We start from the raw sequence: 19,036 nt of genomic DNA on the forward strand, positions 1-19,036 counted from the left end.
GCAACGCAAGACTTAAAACCGTAAACAAAAAACTTTAAACAAAAAAAATATGGAACACAAAAACCACGAATTTAGCATATCAAGTTGGGCTGTCGACAATCGCGTTACAGTATATATCCTAACTTTACTTATTGTTGTAACAGGTATTATTGCCTATGTTACAATGCCTCGCGAGGATTTTCCCGAAATTATCGAAAACAAAATTTACATCTCATCAGTTTTCCCTGGAAATTCTGCCGAAGATGTCGAAAAACTAATCGTAAAACCACTCGAAAAAGAAATTAAAAACATTACTGGTGTCGAGAAAATTACCTCAAGTTCTTTTCAAGATTACGGAATGATTATTGTCGAATTTGCCGATAAAGTTTCGGTAGAAGAAGCAAAAACTAAAATTAAAGACAAAGTTGATGTTATAAAAGCCGATACCGATTGGCCAAATCTTGACAATGGAAGTAAAGTAGAACCAAATGTATTCGAATTAAATATTTCGGAAGAAGTGCCTATTTTGAACATTAATTTACAAGGAAATTATACCACACAACAACTAAAAAAATTCGGTGAATTACTTCAAGATGATATCGAAGAAATTCCAGAAGTTAAAAAAGTAGATATTCTTGGTGTAGATGATAAAGAAGTAGAAATTGCTGTCGATATTTTCAAAATGACAGCAGCACAAGTTAGTTTCGATGAAATTCAGAATGCGGTTAAATATGAAAATATGACACTTTCTGGAGGAAATTTAATCTCACAAGGTTCTCGAAATAACATTAGAATCGTAGGAGAAATTAAAGATCCAAAAGAATTAGAAAACGTAATTGTAAAATCTTACGGAGGAACAGTTTATCTAAAAGATATTGCAGTTGTAAGTTTCAAAGAAAAAGAAAAAACAACTTATGCTCGCGAAAAAGGAACCGAAGTTGTGATGCTTACCGTAAAAAAACGTTCCAACCAAAACATGATTTCTGCCATCGAGCAAGTGAAAGAAAAATTAGAAAAAGCAAAAGAATCTTATTTACCAAAGGATTTGAAATTAGACCTCTCTAACGACCAATCTTCTCGTGTAGAACACCAAGTTGACGAACTTTCTAACCACATTATCTTCGGTATCGTGCTGGTTATGATTGTATTAATGTTTACAATGGGATTACGAAACTCGTTGTTTGTTGGAGCAGCAATTCCGTTATCAATGTTGATGGCATTTACCATACTTTCAGCATTTGGATTAACACTAAACACGATGGTTCTTTTCGGATTAGTAATGGGATTAGGAATGTTGGTCGATGACGGAATTGTCGTCGTCGATAACGTGTTTGCCAATATGAAAAAAGGAATGAATCGTATCGATGCTTCTAAAATTGGAATTGGAGAAATCGCTTGGCCTGTAATTTCATCAACAGCAACAACATTGATGGCATTTTTACCATTTGCGTTGTGGCCGGGAACTATGGGGAAATTTATGAAATATTTCCCAATCACATTAACCGTAACTTTATCAGCTTCGTTATTCGTAGCAATGGTTGTAAATGCTGCAATGACTGGTGGTTCTATGGACATTGAGGATAAAAATGTATCTAAAAAATCGGCAAAAACGTATTCGATAATATTCACCATTGTAGCTGTTATTTTTGTATTAATAGGAAACATTTATGATTCTAAAATCGCCAAAGCCATCGGGCATTTAGCTATAATATCATTGGGATTAATGTGGTTATACAAAATAAAATTGTACCAATGGACACAAGATTTTCAACATAGTTTTTTCCCAAGAATGGAAGAAAAATACAAAAGCTTTTTATCTAAAATCCTTACAGGAAAAAGAGCTTGGATTGCTTTAGGAACTATTATAGGAATGTTGTTTTTCTCATTTATATTGCTAGGAATTTTCCCAAGAAAAGTATTGTTTTTCCCAGATAATATTCCAAATCAAGTGATTACTTATATCGAATATCCGCAAGGAACTGATATTGAGAAAACCAATAAAGCAACACTTTTTGTCGAAAAACAAGTTATTTCAATTCTAAGTAAATATATCGATCCAACAACCAACAAAAATTACCTTGCAGAATCTATCGTTTCGCAAGTAGGAGTTGGTGCAGGAAATCCAAATGTGGATGCTGGTTCGGCTTCAGAAACGCCGTATAAAGGTAAAGTAACGGTCAATTTTTCGGAATTCAAATTCAGAAGAGGAATCAATACTGCCGATATTCTAGAAGAAATTAGAGGTAAAGTAAAAGCTATTGCGGGCGCAAAAGTTACGGTCGAAAAAGATGCCGCAGGACCACCAGCGGGTTACCCAATTAGTATTCAGCTAACAGGAACCGATTATGATGTAATGCTTAAAGAAGCGGACAAAATGATTACTTTTATTAATTCTAAAAATATTCCTGGAATAGAGCGTTTGGGTGTCGATGTAAACAAACAAAGTCCGGAGCTAGAAGTAAAAGTAGATAGAGTTAGTGCAGGAAGTTTGGGTGTTTCTACAGGACAATTGGGATTCAATTTGCGTCGTTCGGTATATGGTCAGGAAATCTCTACTTACAAAGAAGGAGATGACGATTATAACATTACGATGCGTATGCAAGATGATCAGCGCAAGAACGAAAGTGTGTTGTTTAACCAATCGCTAACGTTCCGTAATCAGAACAACGGACAAATAGTGCAAGTGCCAATTTCGGCAGTTTCTAAAACAGAGAAAACAACCACTTACAACCAGATTAAACGTAAAAATCAGAAACGAATCATGACGGTTTATTCTAACGTCTTGACAGGTTATAATGGTGATGAGATTACAAAAAATATCGAAGCTGATTTAAAAGATTATCAATTACCAAAAACGGTAACCTATTCGTTTTCTGGAGTTCAAGAAGAACAAGGAAAAAATCAAAGTTTCTTATTATATGCTTTATTTTTAGCATTGGCAGGAATCACAATCATTATTGTGTTACAGTTTAATTCGGTTTCTAAAACAATGGTAATTTTGTTTACCGTAATACTAAGTTTTAGTGGTGTTTTCTACGGATATGTGATTGCCAATATGGATTTTGTAATCCTAATGACCATGATGGGAATTATCTCACTCGCAGGAATTGTAGTAAAAAATGGAATTGTATTAATGGATTTCTTCGTACTTTTATTAGACAAAAAAGTTGTAGACAAACAAGTAGAAAGCCATGATGATTTAACTTTAGAAGAAATAAAAGAAGTCATTATCGAAAGTGGAAAATCACGTTTGCGTCCCGTATTACTAACCGCTTTAACCGCTATTTTAGGGTTAATTCCGTTGGCAATTGGCCTTAACTTTGACTTTTTCTCTTTAATTACCAATTTGAATCCTCATATTTTTATGGGTGGAGATAACGTAATTTTCTGGGGACCATTAGCGTGGACTATTATTTTCGGATTAAGCTACGCCACAATTTTAACATTGGTAATGGTTCCAGTAATGTTCTATCTAGTTAAGAGAACAAAATATTGGTTGCGTGACAGACGAAATGCAAATAAAGTTACTGCCGAAGCATAATTTCGTCGGACATAACAAACACTTAAGCGATTTTTGTAAAAAGAAATCGCTTTTTTGTTTTAAAATCGTTTACTTGTTATAAAAATTATTACAGAGAATTCTTAATGATAAAATACCTTAAACAAAAATGGAAAGATGGGCTAAACATAGGCCGTAAAGATAATTTGCACTATCTGGAAAGACAGCGTGTAGCAACATTAAATGCAATTTCTATATTAATAATTTTTGCCATCACCGCTATAACAATAACTTATAAATTATTAAATTTTAGTGATTGGTATATAGTTCTAATTATTTTACCAGTACCACTTTTCACCTTGTTCTTTAATCACAAAAAAAAGTATAAAATAGCTCGTAATATTACTTTATTCGGCATTCTAATCGCAATTACTATCTGGACTTTTTATACCAGAAGAACAGGTGCTCAATTATTATATATTGCGTTGGCAAGTTATAGTGTATCTATATTTAAGGAAAGAAAAATGGCATATGCAACCATGATTGTTTGTTCGTTACTATATTTTGCATATATATATTATGATTTTGTAACTCCTTTTGTACCTGATGAAAGAGTAAATTATGCTATTACAAACACCATATTGGCTTATACAACAGCAGCGATGGTATTTTCTATGGCTATGATAAATGTAGATATTAGCTTGTCTATTTCGAAAAAACTAGATAAAAATTTCGAAAAACTAAATTCCTCGCTCGAAAATCAGAAAGTAGCAGACGAAAAACTAAAAGCAGTAAATAGCGAGTTATCAGATTTTAATAAAAAACTAGATTTTTTGGTCAAAAAATCTAGCGAAGAATTGTATTCCTATCAGATGGCGATAAATGATAATTTGAGTTCGATTGTTACTGATTTTGAAGGAAAAATTTTAAAAATAAATGATCAATATCTCGAAAAAACAGGCTACAACAGAGCAGAACTTTTGGGAGATAATATAAATATTTTGAAGTCAGATTACCACGACCAAGATTTTTATGAAAACATAAATAACACGATTGTTTCTGGAGAAGTTTGGCGAGGTGAATCGAATATTAAAACTAAAAATGGAAGCGATTTCTGGATTCTTTCTTCTATTCTTCCCGTAAAAGATTCTAACGGAAACATTACTAAATTCTTAACAATTTCTACAGATATTACAGATAAAAAAATAGCAGAAGCCAAAGAAAAAGAAGCCGTAGATAAACTATCCGAAAGCGAAAAACGATATAGTTTGTTGTTAGAAAACCAAACAGATTTAATATCTATTACCGATAAATACGGAAACAGAAAATATGTAAATAAAGCGTTTTACGATTTTTTCGGTAAAGACAAGGATTATTTTATAGGAACAAATTACAGGACATTAGAACCCGAAAAGGTTGATGAATTTTATTTAAAAATATTTGATACTATATCTTACGAAAATCCTAAAATAAGTATAGTTATTGTTAAAGAAAATGCATTAAAACAAAAAAGATGGATGAAATGGGACGAAATTGCATTTTTTGATTCTAATAAAGAAGTTGTTGAAATACTTTCGATAGGACACGATATTACCGAAATGAAAGAAAATGAGTTTCAAAATGCCAATTATATTGCCCAATTTGAGGAATTAGCATTCAAAAACTCGCATCATTTCAGGAAGCCATTAACTAATATTATTGGCGTTATAGATTTAATTAACGGTGATTCTAATCAAACCGAAATAAACGAATTGCTAAACATAATAAAAACCGAAATGAATGATTTAGATTCTTCATCGAAAGAGTTGTCGAGTTTTATAAATACACATTCTAAAAACAACAAACATCAAGAAGAAATCTTTAATACCGATTTTATTGATGCCAAATTAAAACACCTAAAATGGAAATATAAAATACGCCACTTTCTTGACGGAGAAGGAAGTTTAACTCAAAATCAAGCCATTTCTCATCAGGATAGCGATTTTGGAAAATGGTATTATAGCGAAGGAAAGAAAAAATATGGTCACATGGAATCTGTGAAAAAACTCGAAGTACAACAGCAGAAGTTACATGATTTAGTTAAAGAAATTTTAGATCTTAAAGCAAAAGGAGAAATACAAAAAACGGAAGAAAAATACAAAAAACTAGTTGCTACATCGGACAAAATAATCTTACTACTAGACGAATCGGAACAGATTATAAATAATGAAAACGCCTTAACTTATAGTTAAGGCGTTTCGCTTTTGGTTTGGTTTTTTGGTTTTATAGTGGAGAATATCGGATTCGAACCGACCACCTCTTGCCTGCCAGGCAAGCGCTCTAGCCAAATGAGCTAATCCCCCAATATTTTCCCAAATATATTGTTTTTATCCAATAATTTATACTTTTGTTAAAAATAAAAACAATGCAGGATATTACCATAAAAATAACCGATAGGGAAGGAATAAAACACCAAGTACAAGCACCAACAGATATGAGTATGAATGTCATGGAGTTAGTCCGCATGTACGAACTTGCTCCCGAAGGAACAATAGGTATCTGTGGTGGCATGGCCATGTGCGCGTCTTGCCAATGTTATGTCCTAAATGATGTTGAAATCCCAGAAAAAAGCGCCGATGAAGACGCTATGCTTTGGGAAGCTTATAATGTAAAAGAAAATAGTCGTTTGGGTTGTCAAATTCAAATTACAACTGAAATAGATGGGTTAGAAATTGAATTGGCTCCAGAAAGTTAGACTTATCTAAAGGAAGGCGACATAATAATTTACATTATTTCTTAAAAACATTATTCTCTCTATTCACATCGGCCATGAATCCACTTGGGTCAATCGTGATGTTTTTTACTGGATATTTATTAATGTTAAATTCGAACGTAGGATAAGCCCAATCCCAACCCTCAAGAACAGTTCTTTTTATACCTGGATTTTGGTTTTCTTTTGTCCAACGCATTAAAGTTTGTGGGATATAAAAACTTTCTTGGCTTCCGTCTTCATAAGTAACTAAAATATCAAGTGGCATTGGCATTCTTCCAATTCTTTCTAATATTACTTTTGTGTTTTCTCCAGAACCTTCTACGGTTTTAATTCCGTAATCAATCGTATTTGTGGTTTTTGTCCAGTCGGTTAAGTACCAATCTAAATTTGCTCCCGATACTTTTTCGGCGGTATGTTTAATATCATTTGGTGTGGGATGTGTAAACTTATAATCTGCATAATAACGTTTTAGAGTTTTTATGAAATTTTCTTTACCAATAAGATATTCCAATTGAGTTAAGAAAATATTCCCTTTGCTATACGCCTGAATACTATACGGGCGGTTTTCGTCATAACGATCGGCGTGTGTGGTTTGCGGTTGTTCTTTGCCAGATTTTACTAGCGAAGCATAACCGGCATAAGAATCGGCATGAGGATTTTCTTGTTTTTTATCGGCAATTTCGTTTAGACCATAATTTTCTAACCAAGTCGTAAAACCTTCGTCCATCCAACTATTTTTTGCTTCGTTTGAAGCTAGAATGTGCTGAAACCACGAATGTGCCATTTCGTGAGCCGTTACGCCTAACAAACCATCAAAAGTTCCTTCGCCAAGAATTAAAGTACACATCGCATATTCCATTCCGCCATCGCCACCTTGTATTACAGAATATTGCTCGTAAGGATATTTACCAACAGTTTTGTTGTAAATTTCCATCAACTGGGCTGTTTTTGGCTGTAAATTCTTCCAGTTTTGAATAATGTTTGGATTGTTTTTGTATAAAAAATGTAAAGTCGTCCCGAAATTTGTAACTAATTTATCATGGATATAATTCTTGTCTGCAGCCCAAGTAAAGTCATGTACATTTGGCGCAATAAAATGCCAAGTGATTGTTTTTTGTTTTTTAGGAAGCTTTACAATAACGCCAGTATCTTGGTAATTATATCCTATTTGATTTCCGTTTTGTAAATAACCAGAACCTCCTAAAATATAATTTTTATCGATAGTAATATTCACATCAAAATTTCCCCAAACGCCATGAAATTCACGTGCAATATAAGGATCTGCTTGCCAACCTTCATAATCATATTCGGCCATTTTAGGATACCATTGTGACATTGAAAGTTCGACACCTTCTTTGTTATTTCTACCAGAACGACGAATTTGTATTGGAACTTGACCATCAAAATCTAATGAAAAGGTAGTCGAAGTGTGAGGCAATAATGGTTTAGCCAAATCTACTTCGAGAATGGTGCTCACAACCTTATTTTTAAGTTCAATTCCGTCTTGTTTTAAGTTCGAAATTTTTAGAAATCCTATTTCATTAGGTTTCAGAGCTGCAATTCTACTTTCTTTTACTTCTTTATCACCAACTTTTACTTTGGTTGCCATACGTCCGTCAGGATCTTTTATCGATTTTATTCGAGCATCCATACAACTATTAGGCTGAAAAGCATTGTTGAACAAATGATAATATACGCGATATAAAGTGTCAGGAGAATTATTGGTATAAACCAAATTTTGTTTCCCTTTGTATTGATAGGTTTTTACATCCATCGAAACATCCATTTTATAGTCAACTTTTTGTTGCCAATATCCTGGATTTGGATTGTTTTGAGCGAAAATCCCAAATGGAATTAATAGTAAAAGATATTTTTTCATTTTTTAAGTATAAAAAAATTAACCACGAAATACACTAAATTAAAAGTGTTTTTCCGTGGTTAAATGATAGTATAAATAATTATTTTTTTGCAGCCATTTTCTCTGCTAAAACCAAAGCATTATAAGCATTTACAATTTTTCCTGTTTTAGAAATAGAAGCTAAAGTAGATTGAGTTCCTTCGGCTCCAGCCAAATTGAAAGAGTTAGTTAGCGGTGTTCCAGAATCCATAATGATATGTTTTACTTGTGAAGCCGTTAAACTTGGATAATAAGCGCGAACTAAAGCTGCAACTCCAGCAACATTAGGCGATGCCATAGAAGTTCCTTGCAAATATTCGTAAGTATTTTTTGGTGTTGTTGCATAAATTTTTACTCCTGGAGCAAAAATATCGACATTTGTTTTTCCGTAGTTCGAAAAATTTGCCATTTGTGATGCACCATATTCATAGTTTAAAGCACCAATAGTTAATACATTATCTGCATATTCTGGGTTTGCACCATCGGCATCATTAGGAAAATTAGGAGCAGTATCAATATCTTTTGCATCATTTCCTGCAGCATGCACAAATAAAACATCTTTAGTTTCAGCATATTTTATAGCATCATAAACCCATTGTCTGTTTGGCGAATAGCTTTTTCCAAAACTTCCGTTAATTACTTTTGCACCATTATCTACAGCATAACGAATCGCTAAGGCAATGTCTTTGTCATATTCGTCACCATTAGGAACGGCACGAACTGCCATGATTTGCACGTTGTTTGAAGCTATTCCGTCGCCTCCTTTATTGTTTCCACGAACTTGTGCAATAATTCCTGCTACATGCGTTCCGTGTTTTGCTCCTTCTTTTTTAGGTCCAATCACATTATTATTCCCGTATTTTTTGTCGTTCATATCGTTAGGATTGTCTCCTACAATTTTACGTCCGTCAAATTCAGTGTTTAAGTTGTAATTTAATTGGTCATAAACATAGTCTTTGTATTCTTGTATTTGAGTGTCAAATTCTGCTTTTGGTGTTGTAGTCAGAATCTGTGTGAACATTCCTTTGTATTGCATCAAAGTTGGATCGGTAGTTTCCATTGCTTTTACATCAGCTAATGTGAAATTATCCTTTTTTAAGAAAGTTCTAACTGCTTTATCAGCTCCAAGAAGCATGTCTACTTGTTTTTTTTGAGGATCAAGTTCTGCTTTTTTGCTTTCAAATTCTGCTGAAGCTGCTTGAAATTGAGTTGAACCATCATTTCCTTTCTTAACAACACGAGTCATTTCTAACTGTTCGTTATCTGAATCGCCAAGAAAATTCCAACCATTTATATCATCAATAAAACCATTATTGTCATCGTCTTTTTTGTTGCCAGCGATTTCTTTTGGGTTTTTCCAAACAACTGATTTTAAATCTTCATGTTCGATATCTACTCCAGAATCTACGACTGCAACGATAATTTTTGTTCCTTTTTTACCTTTTAACAATTCGGCATAAGCTTTATCGACACTCATTCCAGGAACAGTATCTTTGGCTAAATCTAAATGACTCCAACGTTTCATGTTGGCTTCAGAAAGAGGTGTTGTTTTCAATGGCATCTTGTCGATATTCGCAGCATTTGTGCTCATCACGCCTTTTGTTCCACCGCAACTAGCCAATGTGAAAGCGATTATTCCGGAAATAAAAATTGGTTTTAAAATTCTCATGGTATTATAATTTAGTTCGATATTTTGGTATAAAAGTCTTAATTTTTGTTTCAAAATTACATTTTTTAACATTATGTTAATATTTCTAGACAAGAAAAAGTTTCTTTTAGTCGAATTCCTTTTTCGGTTTTTTCGACGGTAATTATTTCATTATGTGCGTCGTGTTCTAAAAATAGATAGTAATTGTTTTCGGCAGCCGAGTTTAAAAATTTAGATTTTTCAGGCATCGTTAAAAGTGGTCTGGTGTCGTAACCCATTACATATGGCAAGGGTAAATGTCCCGCGGTTGGAATTAAATCAGCACAAAAAACGATGGTTTTATCATGGTATTTAATGTGTGGAATCATCATTTTTTCGGTGTGACCATCTACATAAAAAACGTCAAAATTTAATTCGGAAGCCATTTCAAAATCAGAACTGGCTTTGGTAATAAACTGGAGTTGTCCGCTTTCTTGCATTGGCAAAATATTTTCGGACAAGAAAGAAGCTTTTTCACGATTATTCGGTTTTGTTGCCCATTCCCAGTGATTTTCGTTAGTCCAAAATTTTGCGTTTTTAAATGCTGGTTCGTAGCCGGTTTTGTCTTTGTTCCAGATGACACTTCCGCCGCAATGATCAAAATGAAGGTGCGTCATAAAAACATCGGTAATATCATCACGAGAAAAACCATATTTTGCTAACGATTTGTCTAACGAATGGCTTCCCCAGAGAGAATAATAACCAAAAAATTTCTCCGATTGTTTGTTGCCCATTCCAGTATCAATGAGGATTAATCGGTTTCCATCTTCGATTAAAAGACATCTTGCGGCAATATCTATCAGATTGTTTTCGTCGGCAGGATTGGTTTTGTTCCAAATGGTTTTGGGTACAACGCCAAACATTGCACCACCATCTAGTTTAAAATTCCCTGTTTCTATTGGATAAAGTTTCATTTTTTTAATTGAAATGTTAAAATAAATTTAAGCAATAAAATTAGTTTTTTATTGCTTAATTTCTTCAAATAAGGTTTTTAATTTTGGATTATCATTCACAGAGAAAGATTTAGATTGTATCATTTTTTCCACATCATTTATTCTTTCGGTTGTTATTGGGTGTGAACTTAAAAATTCAGGTATTGAAAAATCACTTTTGTCTTCTTGTAAACGCTTAAACAAATTTGACATTCCTTTTGGGTTTACATGATTGGTTATTAATATCTGAAAACCTTCTATATCAGCCTGATGTTCAAATTTTCTAGAGAAAGAAAGAGATTGTAACGTGTTTGCATTATCGCCTATTATTGCCATAATACCATTGGTGTCGCCTAAAATTGCTGAGACAAATAAATATCCAGACAAGTTTCGACATAACATTTTCATCGAATCTCTGTTGTTTACATGTGAAACCTCATGACCAATTAATGCTACAAGTTCGTCATAATCTTTCATTGCATCGAGTATGCCCGAAAAAACTACAATGTCTCCATTGGGTAACGCATACGCATTTACAATATCCGAATTTACGACTGTAAAATGTAAATTCTTATTGTTATTTAGTTTTAGTTCTTTTGCAAATTGATTTAGTTTTTCGGACTTTACCGAATCTACTGTATTTGTCATTAGACTTTGTTTAGAGACTAGATTACCTAAATTAGTGTCATAACTTTCTGGAACTAAAACTACTGCCTTTTCTGCGATGTAAGGCATAATATATAGGTAAGATAATCCTATAAAACCTAGAATTGTAATCGCAATAACTGAATGAACTTTGAAACCTAGATTTATAAGTTTTTGATGCCAACTAACATTTCCTGTTTCTTTGAGATATGCTTTAAGGTTATTTATAAAAAGAGAATCTTTTATAATGATGCTTTTAGACACATCTTCTTTGTTTTGAATAATAAAAGAATCAGACTTTTGTTTAAAGTCTGATTCTTTAATTCCCCAATTTATCCAGTCATTTTTTTGAGTTTCAAAATAAAAAATTTCTTTATTTTTATCTAAAAATAATTCGACATTCTGAGGAGTTGAAGATTCTCCGTCAAAATAAACTGCGGCAGTTTTTATAATCATCATATTACATTACAAAATCCATTTCGAGCATGTCTTCAATATCTTCTCCTGTTGCGTCTTTGTAATTTTCTTCAGTTTGTTTTATTGTATCTAAATCGATAGTTCCTTCAAGATGAATATTAGACAAAAGATATTTCATAGTTCTCACTTCGACCCAAGCAGATCCAAGACCTAACGTAAAAATTAGTATTAAAACATTTACAATGCTTAATGTAAATATTTCGCCACCAGTTACAGTAGATTCTAATTCGATTTTTTCGTCGTCTTTGTGTAAACTTAAGTTATTAATATAATAATCGAACATGTCTTTTTGCCACCAAAACATATAAATACCTAAAGTAATAATAGTTAGAAAATAGCCTTTAATATTCATTAATAAATAATCTCCACCATCACCTTTATATTTCATTTCAATATCGCCAAATTTAATGTTGCCAATAATATAACTTCTCAAATTCATTGCCAACCAAGAGCCGTAAATACCAAAAGTTACAATCGTTAAACCGATCCATTTGAAAAAGTTTTTTACCAACTCGTTTCGGTCGCCTCTGTATCCAAAACGAATTCCTCTCCAAGAAGTTCTAGACATTCTATATTTATACGATCCGTGAATAGCAACTGGAAGTACCGCGAAAAATGCTAAATAAAATAATATAAGACCAATTGCAGGCATTTCTAAATACATAAAAAACAATAAGACACCATACAAAGCGATAAATAAACCAATCGCTTTTATAAAACCTTTAAACATTTCTTTTCCAGTTCCGTGAAATTCAAATCTATCTTCGTTTAATGAAGTTTCGCCGTATAAATATTGTAATTTTTTTGCCTTTGCCCAAGGATAATAAAAACCAAGGGTAACGATTGTTAAAAGCCAATTGACGATTAATATTCCAAAAAAATCGCTTCCATTTCCGTGAAAGTCTAATTTGTAGTTTTTTAATTTAGATAAAGAGTTTTCCGTGTGCTCCATAATGTTTGTTTGTTGTTTGTTTTTATAATTTGATTGCAATATAAGAATGTTTTTTAAAATTGATTTGGCAAAAAAAGCCAAATCAATTTTATCTATCTCATCATTAGTTATAAAAATGTTAGTAAAACTTGTAAAAAGCATTTTATGACTTATCTTTGTGGTTAATTTAGACAAAATCAAAATAACAATGAAATGAGCATTAGAAAAAATAGTATTTTAAAGTTACTGTTTCTATGCAAATTACATAACACCAATAAAAACAAATAACAAAGAGGTTATGATAAAAGTATCTGAATCTGCCAGTAAAAAAATTGTCGATATGATGAAAGATGATGGTTTTGATGCTACCAATGACTACGTTCGTGTGGGCGTAAAAAGTGGTGGTTGTTCAGGATTATCGTACGATTTGACATTTGATAAAGAAATAGGCGAAAACGACAAAGTTTTTGAAGATAATAATATAAAAATAGCTGTCGAAAAAAAGAGTTTTCTTTATTTAGCAGGAACAATTTTAGAATTCTCGGGCGGATTAAACGGAAAAGGATTTGTTTTTAACAATCCAAATGCATCAAGAACTTGTGGATGCGGAGAAAGCTTTTCTTTATAAACGAAACAACCCTTCTAGGGTTTTAAACCCTAGAAGGGTTAAATGATAAAAAATGAGTAAATACACAGAAGACGATTTAAAAATCGAACTCGAAAACAAAGAATACGAGTACGGATTTTATACTGATATCGAATCGGAAACGTTTCCTATTGGTTTAAATGAAGAAATTGTGCGTGCCATTTCTTTAAAAAAAGAAGAACCACAATGGATGACCGATTGGCGCATTGAAGCTTTTCGTGCTTGGCAAGAAATGATAGAGCCAGAATGGGCAAATGTGCATTATGAAAAACCAGATTTTCAAGCTATTTCCTATTATTCGGCACCAAAAGCAGTCGATCCCAACAAAACATTAGATGATGTAGATCCGGATCTTTTGGAAATGTACAAAAAATTAGGAATTTCTATCGATGAACAAAAAATGATGAACAATGTCGCTATGGATATTGTTGTCGATTCAGTTTCGGTAGCTACAACTTTCAAAAAAACATTGGGAGAAAAAGGCATTATTTTTTGTCCGATTTCCGAAGCGATTAAAGAACATCCAGAATTAGTTCAAAAATATTTAGGAACAGTTGTGCCACAAAGAGACAATTTTTATGCTGCATTAAATTCGGCAGTTTTCTCTGACGGAAGCTTCTGTTATATACCAAAAGGCGTTCGTTGTCCGATGGAATTATCAACGTATTTCCGTATCAATCAAGCAGGAACGGGGCAGTTCGAAAGAACACTTCTTATTGCTGACGAAGGAAGTTACGTTTCGTATCTTGAAGGTTGTACGGCGCCAAGTCGTGACGAAAACCAATTGCATGCTGCAGTTGTTGAATTAATTGCTCTTGACAATGCCGAAATAAAATATTCGACCGTACAAAACTGGTATCCAGGAAACAAAGAAGGAAAAGGTGGTGTTTATAATTTTGTGACCAAAAGAGGTTTGTGTGAGAAAAACGCGAAAATTTCTTGGACACAAGTCGAAACAGGATCGGCCGTAACCTGGAAATATCCATCATGTATCTTGAAAGGAGATAATTCGATTGGAGAATTTTACTCAATCGCCGTAACTAACAATTTCCAACAAGCAGATACCGGAACCAAGATGATTCATATTGGTAAAAACACCAAATCGACGATTATTTCTAAAGGAATTTCGGCGGGGAAATCACATAATAGTTATCGCGGATTGGTTCGAGTAGGTGCTGGGGCTGATAATGCTCGTAATTTCTCACAATGTGACTCACTTTTAATGGGAAATAATTGCAGTGCCAATACATTTCCGTACATCGAAAGCAAAAATACTTCAGCAAAAATAGAACACGAAGCAACGACAAGTAAAATTGGAGAAGACCAAGTTTTTTATTGCAACCAAAGAGGAATCCCAACTGAAAAAGCGATTGCGTTAATTGTAAACGGTTTTAGTAAAGAAGTTTTAAATAAGCTTCCAATGGAATTTGCTGTTGAAGCACAAAAACTATTAGAAATTTCGTTAGAAGGAAGTGTTGGGTAATCAAGAAATTGAAAATAAGAAAGTAATTATAGTTGGATCGTCGCGAAACAATGGAAATACAACCATGATAGTTGATGCAATTGCTTCACAATATGATTTTGATGTGGTTAATTTGAATAACTATCAGATATCTTATTATGATTATGAAAGTAAAAATAAGGAAGATGATTTCTTACCGCTTATTAAATCAATAATAGAAAAATATGACACTTTAGTTTTTGCAACTCCTGTGTATTGGTATAGTATGAGTGGTGTGATGAAAGTGTTTTTTGATCGCCTTTCGGATTTAATTCGGATAGAAAAAGAAACAGGAAGATTATTTCGTGGAAAAAAAGTAGCGGTACTTTCAAATTCTCACGATAATGAAATAGATTTCGACTTTTATATTCCGTTTCGAAAATCGGCAGAATATTTAGGCATGGAATACCTTGGAGACAAACATTTTAATGCAGATCAATTTGCAACAATAGATAAAATAGAATTAGCTTTTATATAAAAAAACATGATGTTATCAATAAAAAATTTACACGCTTCGATTGAAGACAAAGAAATATTAAAAGGAATAAACCTTGAGGTAAAAGCAGGAGAAGTTCATGCGATTATGGGACCAAATGGTGCTGGAAAAAGTACACTTTCTTCTATTATTGCAGGAAACGAAAATTATACTGTTACCGATGGTGAAATATTATTAGAAGGCGAAGATATTTCTGAGTTAGCTCCAGAAGAAAGAGCGCACAAAGGTGTGTTTTTGTCGTTTCAATATCCTGTAGAAATCCCAGGTGTTTCGGTAACAAACTTCATGAAAACAGCGATTAACGAATCTCGTAAAGCACGCGGACAAGAAGATATGCCTGCAAATGAGATGTTGAAATTAATTCGTGAAAAATCAGAATTATTAGAAATAGATCGTAAATTTTTGTCTCGTTCTCTTAACGAAGGATTTTCTGGAGGAGAGAAGAAACGTAACGAAATTTTTCAGATGGCAATGCTCGAACCAAAATTAGCAATCCTTGACGAAACCGATTCTGGTCTTGATATTGATGCATTGCGTATCGTTGCAAACGGTGTAAACAAACTAAAAAGCAAAGACAACGCAGTAATCGTAATTACACATTACCAACGTTTGTTAGAATATATAGTCCCAGATTTTGTACACGTACTTCATGATGGAAAAATCGTAAAATCTGGCGGAAAAGAGTTGGCTCTAGAATTAGAAGAAAAAGGATACGATTGGCTTAAAGCATAATTAGTTTAACACAAGTTGTCATGCTGACGAAGGAAGCATCTCATCATGAGACCCCTCGTTTCTTAGAATGACAAAAGAACAGCAATATGGAATTGAAAGAAAAATTAATATCGTCATTTATGGCTTTTGAAGAAAAAATAGATTTTCATCAAGAGCTTCACGATGTGCGTAGTCAAGCTATAAAAAACTTCGAAAGTAAAGGATTCCCAACCAAAAAAGAAGAATCTTGGAAATATACCTCGTTAAATACCATCTTAAAAAATGATTTTAGCGTATTTCCTAAAAAGGAAAATACCATCGAATTTGCCGAAGTGAAAAAATATTTTCTACACGAAATAGATACTTATAAAGTAGTTTTTATCGACGGAATATTTAGTTCTTTTTTATCTTCAACCTCACACGATGGTTTAGATGTTTGTTTGATGTCATCGGCATTAAACAAACCGAAATACAAAATATACATCGACGAATATTTTAACAAAATAGCTAGCAAAGAAGAAAGTTTAACATCTTTAAACACAGCTTTTGCAAGTGAAGGTGCTTACATAAACATTCCGAAAAGTAAAGTAGTTGAGAAACCTATTGAAATTATTTATTTTTCGACAGGTTCAGAAGCAGCACTCATGGTGCAGCCTCGTAACTTGGTGATTGTTGGAGAAAATGCACATGTTCAAATCATCGAACGCCATCAAAGTTTAAACGACAATCCAGTTTTAACCAATTCAGTTACCGAGATTTTTGCCCAAAAACGTGCCATTGTCGATTATTACAAGATACAAAATGATGTGCAAACTGCCAATTTGATTGACAATACATACATCGCCCAAAAACAAGAAAGTCATGTTTCGGTTCATACTTTTTCTTTTGGTGGAAACATTACAAGAAACAACCTGAATTTTTACCATCAAGGTGAAAGAATCGATTCTACTCTAAAAGGTGTAACCATTATTGGCGACAAGCAACACGTAGATCATTATACATTGGTACAACATGCTACGCCAAATTGTGAAAGTCATCAGAATTACAAAACGATTCTTGACGGAGCGTCAACAGGAGTTTTTAACGGAAAGATTTTTGTAGAAAAAGAAGCCCAAAAAACCGATGCTTTCCAGAAAAACAACAACATTTTGTTAAGCGACAAAGCAACTATTAATGCAAAACCACAACTAGAGATTTTTGCCGATGATGTAAAATGTTCTCATGGTTGTACGATTGGACAACTCGACGAAAACGCTATGTTCTATATGCAACAACGTGGAATTCCTAAAAAAGAAGCTAAAGCTTTATTGATGTACGCTTTTACGAGCGAAGTAACAGGAAGTATCAAAATACCAGAACTAAGAAGTAAAATCGCTCGAATCATTGCCGACAAATTAGGTGTGAAAATGGGATTTGATTTGTAATAAAAAAGGTTGTCTGAAAAGACAACCTTTTTTATTACTTATTCTTGATACTTTCCAAAACACCTTTCAACATTCTATTAAAATCAAATTCCTCGCTTAATCCCATTCTTACAATAACAATATCTTTCGATGGAATAATAAACACATGTTGTCCTTGAAAACCATTAGCCGAATACATATCTTTTGGAGCATCAGGATATTTTCCGCCTGCGTTTAGCCAAAATTGTCCACCATAAATTCCGTTAGAATCATTAGTTGGCGTGGCTACATATTTTGCCCAACTTTCATTAAAAATTTGTTCACCATTCCAGTTTCCTTTGTGTAAATAAAGCAATCCAAACTTCGACCAATCACGAGCGGTTGCCCAACCGTATGAAGAACCAACATAATTTCCTGCCATATCGGTTTCTACAACCATCGAGTTCATTCCTATTTTATCGATTAACGACGAATACCAAAAATCTAAATATTCTTGGTGTGTTTTAAATTGATTTCTTAAAATTCCAGACAATAAATTCGTTGTTCCAGAAGAGTAATTCCAATGCGTGTTTGGTTTAAACTTCGCTGGCTTTACAATTTGCGATTTTGTCATATCTTCTGCTTGAAAAAGCATTTTTGTCGCATCTGAAATCTTGTCATAATTCTCCTCCCATTCTAAACCAGAATTCATGTGTAACAAATCGTTTGTAGTAATGTTTTTGCGTTCATCATTTTGCCATTCCGCAATTGGAGCTGGTTTGTTAATGTCAAATTTTCCTTGTTTTTGAAGAATTCCAAAATAAGTCGCCGTGATACTTTTTGTCATAGACCAACCCAAAATTTTAGAATCTTTTGTAAAACCGGTATCATATTTTTCGGCAATGATTTTATCTTTATAAATGACTAATAAAGCTCGAGTTCGTTTATTCTTTTGCCCTTTTTTATCGAAAGAATTTTCAACAACACTGTTTAATTTTTTATAATCAATATTTTCAAAAACTACTTTTTCAGCTTCATTATTTCCATAAGGAAAAGGCAAATTGTTGTTTGTTTTTGTTCTTTTCGGAACTTCATAAGGTTTAGATTCATCAAAATCATCATTTATTAAAGTCGCACCCAAACCTACTCGATATATTGCTTTTCGTTCTTTCAAACCATAAACTTTAGAAATAGCAAAACCTTCAGAATTATCAACTTCATTAGTTGCCAAATCAATCATATCAATGTCATTGTCACCTTTTTCAATCATTTCAATCGAGCGATTATCAATAAAATGTCCTGAAGCTACACTTTTGGCAGAGAAACCAGAAATTAAATCCAGTTTAGGATACGTTGTAAAACCAAAATAAACTAAAAATAAGAATATCGCTAAACCAAGAATTTTGAATAATTTTTTCATTTTCAAATAAAATTTTGATGCAATTTAATGAAATAAAGTTTCGATTGTTAAAAAGTTAACCACAAAGAAAAAAGCATTTTT

Annotated in this window: 14 protein-coding genes and 1 tRNA gene; 8 read left to right on the plus strand and 7 right to left on the minus strand. The window is 33.0% G+C overall.

Annotation, left to right across the window (positions count from 1 at the left end; all coding sequences use genetic code 11):
- The first annotated feature begins 49 nt into the window (after positions 1–49).
- Together BM053_RS07560 and BM053_RS07565 are read left to right on the plus strand one after the other, a co-directional pair.
- Positions 50–3,520 (plus strand): efflux RND transporter permease subunit, encoded by a 3,471-nt coding sequence (locus BM053_RS07560; RefSeq protein ID WP_091475868.1) that lies wholly within the window; start codon positions 50–52, stop codon positions 3,518–3,520.
- A gap of 104 nt (positions 3,521–3,624) precedes the next feature.
- Positions 3,625–5,709, plus strand: a complete 2,085-nt coding sequence (locus tag BM053_RS07565; protein WP_091475871.1) for a PAS domain S-box protein — start codon at positions 3,625–3,627, stop codon at positions 5,707–5,709.
- Between the two features lie 37 nt (positions 5,710–5,746).
- On the opposite strand, the gene BM053_RS07570 is transcribed toward BM053_RS07565, so the two are convergent.
- Positions 5,747–5,820, minus strand: a tRNA-Ala gene (locus BM053_RS07570).
- A gap of 62 nt (positions 5,821–5,882) precedes the next feature.
- Between BM053_RS07570 and BM053_RS07575 the strand changes: the two genes are divergently transcribed.
- The gene (locus BM053_RS07575) at positions 5,883–6,212 is read left to right on the plus strand and encodes a 2Fe-2S iron-sulfur cluster-binding family protein (protein ID WP_091475874.1); all 330 of its coding nucleotides are present in this window, start codon (positions 5,883–5,885) and stop codon (positions 6,210–6,212) included.
- A gap of 34 nt (positions 6,213–6,246) precedes the next feature.
- On the opposite strand, the gene BM053_RS07580 is transcribed toward BM053_RS07575, so the two are convergent.
- The 5 genes from BM053_RS07580 to BM053_RS07600 form a co-directional block, all read right to left on the minus strand.
- Positions 6,247–8,109: a M1 family metallopeptidase gene (locus BM053_RS07580; RefSeq protein WP_091475876.1), complete on the minus strand. Its 1,863-nt coding sequence runs from the start codon at positions 8,107–8,109 to the stop codon at positions 6,247–6,249.
- Between the two features lie 79 nt (positions 8,110–8,188).
- Complete coding sequence (locus BM053_RS07585) at positions 8,189–9,796, minus strand: S8 family peptidase (protein ID WP_091476657.1); 1,608 nt, start codon at positions 9,794–9,796, stop codon at positions 8,189–8,191.
- A 71-nt stretch (positions 9,797–9,867) separates the two neighbouring features.
- On the minus strand, positions 9,868–10,728 hold the full coding sequence (locus BM053_RS07590; protein ID WP_091475879.1) for an MBL fold metallo-hydrolase: 861 nt from the start codon (positions 10,726–10,728) through the stop codon (positions 9,868–9,870).
- Between the two features lie 48 nt (positions 10,729–10,776).
- On the minus strand, positions 10,777–11,850 hold the full coding sequence (locus tag BM053_RS07595; protein ID WP_091475882.1) for a M48 family metallopeptidase: 1,074 nt from the start codon (positions 11,848–11,850) through the stop codon (positions 10,777–10,779).
- A 1-nt stretch (position 11,851) separates the two neighbouring features.
- Positions 11,852–12,820 (minus strand): YjgN family protein, encoded by a 969-nt coding sequence (locus BM053_RS07600; protein WP_091476659.1) that lies wholly within the window; start codon positions 12,818–12,820, stop codon positions 11,852–11,854.
- Between the two features lie 277 nt (positions 12,821–13,097).
- Between BM053_RS07600 and BM053_RS07605 the strand changes: the two genes are divergently transcribed.
- The 5 genes from BM053_RS07605 (at position 13,098) to sufD (ending at position 17,577) form a co-directional block, all read left to right on the plus strand.
- On the plus strand, positions 13,098–13,427 hold the full coding sequence (locus tag BM053_RS07605) for a HesB/IscA family protein (RefSeq protein WP_091475885.1): 330 nt from the start codon (positions 13,098–13,100) through the stop codon (positions 13,425–13,427).
- A gap of 52 nt (positions 13,428–13,479) precedes the next feature.
- A complete protein-coding gene (gene sufB, locus BM053_RS07610; RefSeq protein ID WP_091475888.1) occupies positions 13,480–14,928 on the plus strand; it encodes a Fe-S cluster assembly protein SufB in 1,449 nt (482 codons plus the stop codon).
- Positions 14,921–15,424: a flavodoxin family protein gene (locus BM053_RS07615; protein ID WP_244148516.1), complete on the plus strand. Its 504-nt coding sequence runs from the start codon at positions 14,921–14,923 to the stop codon at positions 15,422–15,424. Before sufB ends, BM053_RS07615 begins: the two co-directional genes overlap by 8 nt.
- Positions 15,425–15,433: 9 nt before the next feature.
- Entirely contained in the window at positions 15,434–16,174 is a 741-nt protein-coding gene (sufC, locus tag BM053_RS07620) for a Fe-S cluster assembly ATPase SufC (RefSeq protein WP_091475892.1), read from the plus strand.
- An 86-nt stretch (positions 16,175–16,260) separates the two neighbouring features.
- On the plus strand, positions 16,261–17,577 hold the full coding sequence (gene sufD, locus BM053_RS07625) for a Fe-S cluster assembly protein SufD (protein ID WP_091475895.1): 1,317 nt from the start codon (positions 16,261–16,263) through the stop codon (positions 17,575–17,577).
- Between the two features lie 34 nt (positions 17,578–17,611).
- Here sufD and BM053_RS07630 read toward each other — a convergent pair whose 3' ends face one another.
- On the minus strand, positions 17,612–18,955 hold the full coding sequence (locus tag BM053_RS07630) for a serine hydrolase domain-containing protein (RefSeq protein ID WP_091475899.1): 1,344 nt from the start codon (positions 18,953–18,955) through the stop codon (positions 17,612–17,614).
- Positions 18,956–19,036: the final 81 nt, after the last annotated feature.

Source organism: Flavobacterium swingsii (genome assembly GCF_900111965.1).
GTDB lineage: Bacteria > Bacteroidota > Bacteroidia > Flavobacteriales > Flavobacteriaceae > Flavobacterium > Flavobacterium swingsii.